General features: G+C 68.8%; 6 protein-coding genes and 1 pseudogene. All 7 read right to left on the bottom strand.

Features of this window, described 5'->3' with window-relative positions; translation table 11 throughout:
* Positions 1 to 855 (bottom strand): annotated as a pseudogene (locus ABZ471_RS23040) (glucose-6-phosphate isomerase); the annotation flags it as partial.
* A gap of 75 nt (positions 856 to 930) precedes the next feature.
* On the bottom strand, positions 931 to 2,169 hold the full coding sequence (locus ABZ471_RS23035) for an MFS transporter (RefSeq protein ID WP_359068660.1): 1,239 nt from the start codon (positions 2,167 to 2,169) through the stop codon (positions 931 to 933).
* 152 nt (positions 2,170 to 2,321) lie between these two features.
* A complete protein-coding gene (locus ABZ471_RS23030) occupies positions 2,322 to 2,657 on the bottom strand; it encodes an RNA polymerase-binding protein RbpA (protein ID WP_003957010.1) in 336 nt (111 codons plus the stop codon).
* 210 nt (positions 2,658 to 2,867) lie between these two features.
* Entirely contained in the window at positions 2,868 to 3,104 is a 237-nt protein-coding gene (gene secG / locus ABZ471_RS23025; protein WP_359068659.1) for a preprotein translocase subunit SecG, read from the bottom strand.
* Positions 3,105 to 3,200: 96 nt separating this feature from the next.
* Positions 3,201 to 3,977 (bottom strand): triose-phosphate isomerase, encoded by a 777-nt coding sequence (tpiA, locus tag ABZ471_RS23020; protein ID WP_359068658.1) that lies wholly within the window; start codon positions 3,975 to 3,977, stop codon positions 3,201 to 3,203.
* Between the two features lie 5 nt (positions 3,978 to 3,982).
* Complete coding sequence (locus tag ABZ471_RS23015; RefSeq protein ID WP_359068657.1) at positions 3,983 to 5,194, bottom strand: phosphoglycerate kinase; 1,212 nt, start codon at positions 5,192 to 5,194, stop codon at positions 3,983 to 3,985.
* A gap of 152 nt (positions 5,195 to 5,346) precedes the next feature.
* Positions 5,347 to 6,354, bottom strand: coding sequence for a type I glyceraldehyde-3-phosphate dehydrogenase (gene gap, locus ABZ471_RS23010; protein ID WP_359068656.1), 1,008 nt, complete (start codon positions 6,352 to 6,354; stop codon positions 5,347 to 5,349).
* Positions 6,355 to 6,667 lie beyond the last annotated feature (313 nt).

Raw genomic sequence — 6,667 nt, 5'->3', positions numbered from 1 at the left:
CATCAGCGACAGACCGATCGCGGAGTCGTACGAGTACCGTCCGCCGACCCAGTCCCAGAACTCGAACATGTTGTCCGGGTCGATGCCGAACCCGGCGACCTTCTCTGCGTTGGTCGACAGCGCCACGAAGTGCTTGGCCACCGCGGACTCGGCACCGAGCGCGTCCAGCAGCCATGTGCGGGCCGAAGTGGCGTTGGTGATCGTCTCGATGGTGGTGAAGGTCTTGGAGGCGATGATGAACAGCGTCTCGGCCGGGTCCAGGTCACGGGTGGCCTCGTGCAGGTCGGCGCCGTCCACGTTCGAGACGAAGCGGACGGTGAGATCGCGGTCGGTGAAGCTGCGCAGCACCTCGTAGGCCATCGCGGGTCCCAGGTCGGAGCCGCCGATGCCGATGTTGATCACGTTCTTGATGCGCCTGCCGGTGTGCCCCGTCCACTGCCCCGAACGGACGCGCTCCGCGAAGTCGCCCATCTTGTCCAGCACGGCGTGCACGGCCGGGACGACGTTCTCGCCGTCGACCTCGATCACCGCGTCCCGCGGGGCGCGCAGCGCGGTGTGCAGCACCGCCCGGTCCTCGGTGACGTTGATCTTCTCGCCGCGGAACATCGCGTCCCGCAGGCCGAAGACGTCCGTCGCGGCGGCCAGCTCGCGCAGCAGCCGCAGTGTCTCATCGCCGACCAGGTGCTTCGAGTAGTCGATGTGCAGGTCACCGACCTGCAGGGTGTACCCGGCGCCGCGACCCGGATCGGCGGCGAACAGGTCCCGCAGATGGGTGTCGGCCAGCTCCTCCCGGTGCTTGGCGAGAGCGGTCCACTCGGGCGTCTGGTTGAGCCTGGTACGGCCGTCTGCGTTCATTTCCGACTTCAGCCTTCTTTCCTGCGACCTGTCCTGTTGCGTACCTTGCCCCGCTGCCGGTTCCAACCTAGTTGATCAGCGGGTTCCAGGAGCTCTTGTGGAGCCCTCCTCCGGGGCAACAACAGGTACGTCCGGCTTGCGCGCAGGTATCAGCGCGGTGACCGCGAGGACGAAGAACGCGGCCGTGAGCAGCGGCGGCGTGTTGAGGCCCCAGGCGGTCGCGACGGCACCGCCCAGCAGGGCGCCCAGGGGCACTCCGGCGTAGGCCAGGGTCCGGAAGGCCGCAGCGACCCGGCCGAGCAGTGCGGCGGGGCTGCGCTGCTGCATGAGGGTCGTCGTGTTCACGTTCCACACCATGCCCATGAGCCCGAAGACGGCGAGCGCCCCCACCAGCACGGCCAGGCTGCGCACGGTGCCCATGACGACGAGCGCCCCGGTCTGCACCGTGCCGGCGAGCAGGACGGCACCCGTCCGGCCGAGGCGGTGCACCAGCCGGCCGTTCACCAGCCCTCCGGCCAGGCTGCCGAGCGTGACGGCAGTGCCCGCCGCCGCGAATCCCGCGGGTCCCGCGCCCAGCCATCCGGTCACCAGGACGACCAGGGTGGCGAGCAGTGCGCCCATGCCGATGTTGCACAGGGCGGTGGCGGCACAGAGTCCGCGCAGGGGGCTGTCGCCCCACAGCGTGCGCAGTCCGTCCGTGATCTCCCGGCGCAGAGTGCTGCCCCCGGGGTCGGCCGCCCGCCGGGGCCGCGTGGCCGGGAGGGACACGACCAGGGCGGCCGCCACCAGGAACGTGACCGCGTCCACGGCGAAGGGGAGGGCCGCTCCGGCGGCGATCAGCAGCGGCACGGCAGGCCCGCCGAGCAGACCGCCGGCGATCCGCTGCCCGGTCATCAGCCGGGCGTTCGCGCTGCCGAGGGCCTCGGCGTCCACCAGGGCGGGCAGCAGGGCCGTCGACGCGTTGTCGAACAGCGTCTGAAGCGCGGTCAAGGTGAAGGCCAGCAGGATCAGCAGGCCGATCGAGGCGTGGCCCAGCCCGACGACGACCGCGAACCCCGCGACCAGCAGGCCCCGTACCGCGTCCACGGTCCACATGGCCCGCCGCTGGTCCACCCGGTCGGCGACGGCGCCACCGAGCAGCCCGAAGGCGATCCAGGGCAGATAGCCGCAGGCGGTGACCGAGGCGATGAGCAGGGGTTCGTCGGTCAGCGAGGCAGCCAGCAGGGGCAGCGCGGCCGTACGCAGCGCGTCACCGAAGCTGGAGAGCACCGCGGCACCCCACAGCCGTCCGAATCCCCCGCGCCACGCGGGCACACCTGGCTCCGCCGTCCCGACCGCCGCCACAACTCCCCCTCGCGGTTCTCGCCTTCACGAAAACCGTAGGGGGTGCCACTGACAGTCGGCCGGAGGCGAGGGAAGGAACGGCTTCGGCCAGGCGCCCTGGGGCACCCGGCCGATGACAAGTCCTAGATCTCGCCGCGCAGTTTCGCGAGCGCCTCGGCGAGGATCGCCTCGCCGTCCGCGTCGCTGCGCCGCTCCCGTACGTACGCGAGGTGCGTCTTGTACGGCTCGGTGCGCGGCGGGTCCGGCGGGTTGTCCCGGTCCTGGCCGGCCGGGAAGCCGCAGCGCGGGCAGTCCCAGGTGTCGGGAACCTGCGCGTCGCTGGCGAAGCTCGGCTGCGTCTCATGCCCGTTGGAGCACCAGAAGGAGATGCGCAGACGCGGCGCGGACTCGCCACGCTCGGCCTCGCCCATCGGCCCCGCCCCGACCCGGCTTCCTCGGATCGCGTTGCCACTTGCCACGGTCGTAACTCCCTGCGTGATGGTGCCGCGAAGCGAGTCGGCGTTTCGCTTCGTTGCGAGCGCCTCAGTCTACGTAAGGCCCAACGCGCGTCCAGTGATTGGAGTTACAGCCCGCACACCTAGACGCAAGCCCCATGATAGGCCGCGCTCACGAGCGCGTACCGAACATGGGGCCTTACGTACGGAATGTATGTGCTTGTGAGACGGCGATCAGTTGTTCGTCTTCATGAGGATGCCGAGGACGACGATGCACGCGAACCACAGCAGACCGATCACGATGGTGATGCGGTCGAGGTTGCGCTCGGCGACCGAGGAGCCGCCGACGGACGACTGCATACCGCCACCGAACATGTCGGAGAGACCGCCGCCCTTCCCCTTGTGCATCAGCACCAGCAGCATCATCAGCAGGCTGAAGACGATCAGGGCGATCGAGAACCCCAAAACCACGGCTGGACCAACTTCCTCGGATTCGGATGGACGACGGGGACACAGCACCACGGCTGTGCCCCCGCAAGGGTACGACGGATCGCGTCTAGCGCATACTCACTGGTCGCGGAAGCGCACGATCTTGACGAACTCGTCGGCGTCCAGCGAGGCGCCCCCGACCAGGGCTCCGTCGATGTCGGCCTGCGCCATGATCTCCGCGACGTTGCCGGACTTCACGGAGCCGCCGTACTGGATGCGGACCTTGTCGGCCACCTCCTGTGTGTACAGCTCGGCGAGCTTGCCGCGGATGGCCGCGCAGACCTCCTGGGCGTCCTCGGCGCCGCAGACCTTGCCGGTGCCGATGGCCCAGACGGGCTCGTAGGCGATCACGATCGACTCGGCCTGCTCGGCCGGGAGGTCCTTCAGACCGCCCTCGATCTGGGTGAGGGTGTGGGTGACGTGGTTGCCCGCCTCGCGGACGTCCAGCTCCTCGCCGACGCACAGGATCGGGGTGAGGCCGTGCTTGTAGGCGGCCTTGACCTTGGCGTTGACCAGCTCGTCGGTCTCGTTGTGGTACTGGCGGCGCTCGGAGTGACCGATCGCCACGAACGAGCACTTCAGCTTGGCCAGCATCGGACCGGAGATCTCGCCGGTGTACGCGCCGGAGTCGTGCGCCGAGATGTCCTGGGCGCCGTACTTGATCTTGAGCTTGTCGCCGTCGACCAGGGTCTGCACGGAGCGCAGGTCGGTGAAGGGCGGCAGGACGGCGACCTCGACGGCCTCGTAGTCCTTGTCGGCCAGGGCGAAGGCGAGCTTCTGGACGTGCGCGATGGCCTCGAGGTGGTTGAGGTTCATCTTCCAGTTGCCCGCCATCAGCGGCGTGCGCGTGCTCATCTAGGTCAGTCCTCCAGTGCGGCGAGGCCGGGGAGCGTCTTGCCCTCGAGGTATTCGAGGGAGGCGCCGCCACCGGTCGAGATGTGGCCGAATGCGTTCTCGTCGAAGCCGAGCGTGCGCACGGCGGCGGCGGAGTCACCGCCGCCGACGACCGTGAAGCCCGGCGAGTCGAGGAGGGCCTGGGCGACCGCCTTGGTGCCCTCGGCGTAGTCGGGGTGCTCGAAGACGCCCATGGGACCGTTCCAGAAGACGGTCTCGGCGTCGGCGAGCTTCGAGGCGTACAGCTCTCGGGTCCTGGGGCCGATGTCCAGCCCCTCCTGGTCGGCGGGGATCTTGTCCGCGTCGACCACGGTGTTCTCGGTGGGAGCCTTGGCCTTCAGGTCCGGGAATTCCCGGGAGACCACGACGTCGACGGGGAGCAGCAGCTCGACGCCCTGCTTCTCCGCACGCTCCATGTACTCGGTGACGGCCGGGACCTGGTCCTCCTGCAGGAGGGAGATGCCGACCTCGTAGCCCTTGGCCTTGAGGAAGGTGTAGGCCATGCCGCCGCCGATGAGCAGCCGGTCGGCCTTGCCGAGCAGCTCGTCGATGACGGCGAGCTTGTCGGAGACCTTGGCGCCGCCGAGCGCGACGACGTAGGGGCGCTTGACGTCCGCGGTGAGCTTCTTCAGGACGCCGACCTCGGTGGCGATCAGGTAGCCGGCGTAGTGCGGCAGGCGGGCCGGGAGGTCGTACACGGAGGCGTGCTTGCGGTGCACGGCGCCGAAGCCGTCACCGACGTAGACGTCGGCGAGGGCCGCGAGCCGGTCGGCGAACTCGCCGCGCTCGGTGTCGTCCTTGGAGGTCTCGCCGGGGTTGAAGCGCAGGTTCTCGATGACCGCGACCTGGCCGGGCTGGAGGCCGTTCACGGCGTCGTGGGCGGCGGGGCCGACAGTGTCCTGGGCGAACGCGACCGGCGCGCCGAGGAGTTCACCGAGCCGCTCGGCGGCGGGCAGCAGCGAGAAGGCGGGGTCCGCAGCGCCCTTGGGGCGGCCCAGGTGCGAGGCGACGACCACCTTGGCGCCCGCCTCGGCGAGGGCCTTGACGGTACGCAGGACGGCGCGGATGCGGCCGTCGTCGGTGATGACGCCGTCGGCGAGCGGAACGTTGAGGTCGGCGCGGACGAAGACCCGCTTGCCGTCCACACCCGCGGTGAGAAGTTCGTCGATGGTCTTCATGGGAGGGGACTCCTGAGGAGGGCTCTTTGATCCTACGGGGCCTGATCTTCGCAGGTCGGCCGGGTCGGCCTGTACGCGCGTAAGGGCTCGGACAGCGCGACGGTGCGCTGCCCGAGCCCTGCTTTAACGCATCGACTGCCCGCTGCGGGCGATCAGAGCTGGTTGCCGACGAAGACCGTCAGGTCCACGAGGCGGTTGGAGTAGCCCCACTCGTTGTCGTACCAGCCGATGACCTTCACGTTCTTGCCCTCCTGGACCATGGTCAGGGAGGAGTCGAAGGTGCAGGACGCCGGGGCGTTGACGATGTCGGAGGAGACGATCGGGTCCTCGGTGTAGTCGAGGAGGCCCTTCAGCTCGCCCTCGGCGGCCTTCTGGAAGGCGGCGTTGACCTCTTCCTTGGTGACCTCTCGGCCGAGCTCGACGACCAGGTCGGTGACCGAGCCGGTCGGGACCGGGACGCGCATGGCGATGCCGTCCAGCTTGCCCTTGAGCTGCGGCAGGACCAGGGCGGTTGCCTTGGCGGCACCGGTGGTCGTCGGGATGATGTTCTCGGCGGCGGCACGGGCGCGGCGCAGGTCCGTGTGCGGGAAGTCCAGGATGCGCTGGTCGTTCGTGTACGCGTGCACCGTGGTCATCAGACCCTTGACGATGCCGAAGTTCTCGTCCAGGACCTTCGCCATCGGCGCCACACAGTTGGTGGTGCAGGAGGCGTTGGAGATGACGTGGTGGTTGGCCGCGTCGTACTTGTCCTGGTTGACGCCCATCACGATGGTGATGTCCTCGTCCTTGGCCGGGGCCGAGATGAGGACCTTCTTCGCGCCACCGGCGATGTGCTTCGCGGCGTCTACCTTCTTGGTGAAGATGCCGGTCGACTCGATGACGATGTCGACGCCCAGCTCGCCCCAGGGGATGTCGGCCGGGTTGCGCTCGGAGAGCACCTTGATGGTGTGGCCGTCGACGGTGATGGTGTCGGCGGTGTGGGTGACCTCCTGCTTGAGGCGGCCCAGGATCGTGTCGTACTTCAGCAGGTGAGCGGTGGTCGCGGTGTCACCCAGGTCGTTGACAGCCACAACCTCGATGTCGGCACCCTGCTCCAGCAGTGCGCGGAAGTAGTTACGCCCGATACGGCCGAAGCCGTTGATGCCTACGCGGATCGTCACGAACCGATCTCCTCGTTGGTACGCCGGCCATGCGGTGCCGGCGAGCTGTATTTGGGATGTCCCCGACCACCCCCGACCCTACCTCTCTGAGGCCCCCGCAGTGACATCGAGATGCCGCATACACGGGCAGGCGGTCCGTACCGGCCAGTAGGGTACGGACCACCTCGGATCGACGGTCGTTTCGCGGGTCTTTGTTACGTAATGCCGCCGCCCGTTGGCGCTCTTTTCACTCGTTCGTGAGCGGGTCGGCTCACCTGAGGGGTGACGCTTTCGCGCACCGTTGAGAGAGGGTCCCGCTCACCTGTCGAGTGGG

The organism is Streptomyces sp. NPDC005728, assembly GCF_040630895.1.
In the GTDB taxonomy this organism is placed as follows: Bacteria; Actinomycetota; Actinomycetes; order Streptomycetales; family Streptomycetaceae; genus Streptomyces.
The sequence above is the reverse complement of the archived record's forward strand: the minus strand, read 5'-3'. Positions and strand labels throughout refer to the sequence as shown.